The 1,782-nt window shown below is 70.0% G+C and carries 2 protein-coding genes; both read right to left on the bottom strand.

All coding sequences use genetic code 11. From position 1 onward, the window contains the following. The coding region (mreC, locus tag AX685_RS11800) for a rod shape-determining protein MreC (RefSeq protein ID WP_066488916.1) at positions 1–833 on the bottom strand (833 nt) is incomplete at its 3' end. A gap of 21 nt (positions 834–854) precedes the next feature. Further along, a partial coding sequence (locus AX685_RS11795; RefSeq protein WP_066488913.1) for a rod shape-determining protein occupies positions 855–1,782 on the bottom strand: 928 nt, incomplete at its 5' end.

Genomic DNA, 1,782 nt, shown 5'->3' with positions numbered 1-1,782 from the left:
AACGCGCGGTGGACGATCGCGACGTCGAGCGCGCTGGGCCGCGCGAACGGCCGCGCCGGCGCGCTGTCGGTTCCCTTGTGCAGCACCCGCGCCACCGGGACGCCGGGAACGAAGATGCCGCCGGTGCCCGACGTGACGAAGACGTCGCCGGGCCGGAAATCGCCGTCGGCGGTGTCGATGGTGCGCACGTCGATCAATCCGTCGCCGCGGCCCGCCGCCAGCGCCGGTCGACCGTCGCGCAGGCGATAGACCGGCACGACGCTTTCGGCATCGGTGAGCAGCAGCACGCGCGCGGTGTTCGGGCCGGTATACAGGACGCGGCCGATCAGCCCCTCCGGCCCGCTGACCGGCTGGCCATCGGCGACCCCCTGCCAGCTGCCGGCGTTGAGCAGCCCGTAGCGGCGCGTGCTCGACGCGGTGGTGCTGACGATCCGCGCGGCCACCACCACCTCGCCGGTGCGATCGCGCAGCGCCAGCAGGCGGCGCAGGCGGACGTTCTCCAGCTGCGCCTCGCGTCCGATCACCAGCGCGCGGCTGTTGCGCTCCGCCTGCGCGCGCAACCGGGCGTTTTCGTCATGGACGAAAATATAGCTGCCGACCGTGTCGGGGATCACCGCCAGCCAGCGCACGCCGGTGGCGACCGCGCCCGATACCGGCGCGGTCAATTCCGCCACACCGGCGCGCAGCATCGCGAAGGCGGCCGGCTGGAACGTCGACAGCGCGAGCAGCGCCGCCCCCATCACCGCGCCCGCGATGCCGAGGATATAGGCGAGGAACAGACTATATTGCGCGCGCCGCGAAAACCCCGGCCGCCGGTCTTTCGACGGCGCCATTGCCGTCCTCTCCCGCCAGGGTTAGCCGTTCTGCAGCACCGCGCGGAACATCGGATCCTCCAGCGCGCGACCGGTGCCGATCGCGACGCAGGTCAGCGGATCGTCGGCGATCGTCACCGGCAACCCGGTTTCGTCGCGCAGCACCTCGTCCAGCCCCTGCAGCAGCGCGCCGCCGCCGGTCAGCACGATACCCTGGTCGACGATGTCGGCGGCCAGTTCCGGCGCAGTGTTTTCCAGCGCGATGCGCACGCCGTCGACGATCGTCGCCACCGGCTCGCTCACCGCCTCGGCAATCTGCGCCTGGTTGATCTGGATTTCCTTGGGCACGCCATTGACGAGGTCGCGGCCCTTGATGTGGATGGTCTTGCCGATGCCGTCGACCGGCGGCTTGGCGCAGCCCAGTTCCTGCTTGATCCGTTCCGCGGTCGCCTCGCCGATCAGCAGATTGTGGTTGCGGCGCACGTAGCTGACGATCGCCTCGTCCATCTTGTCGCCGCCGACGCGGACCGACGTGGTATAGGCAAGGCCGCGCAGCGACAGCACCGCCACTTCGGTGGTGCCGCCGCCGATGTCGACCACCATGCTGCCGATCGGCTCGGTCACCGGCATGTCGGCGCCGATCGCGGCGGCCATCGGCTCCTCGATCAGATAGACCGCGCTCGCGCCGGCGTTCTGTGCCGCGTCGCGGATCGCGCGGCGTTCCACCTTGGTTGCGCCCGACGGCACGCAAATGACGATTTCGGGCCAGCGCATGAAGCGGCGGCGGCCGTGCACCTTCTCGATGAAGTGCTTGATCATCTGTTCGGCGACGTCGATGTCGGCGATCACGCCGTCACGCATCGGGCGGATCGCCTCGATCGTGCCCGGCGTCTTGCCCATCATCAGCTTGGCATCGTCACCGATCGCCTTGACGCGCTTCTGCCCGTTGATCGTCTCGACGGCGACCACC

It is taken from the genome of Sphingomonas sp. CCH9-F2, assembly GCF_001556735.1.
GTDB classification, from domain to species: domain Bacteria; phylum Pseudomonadota; class Alphaproteobacteria; order Sphingomonadales; family Sphingomonadaceae; genus Sphingomonas; species Sphingomonas ginsenosidimutans.
Note: the sequence above shows the minus strand (reverse complement) of the source record. Positions and strands in the feature narration are given on the sequence as shown.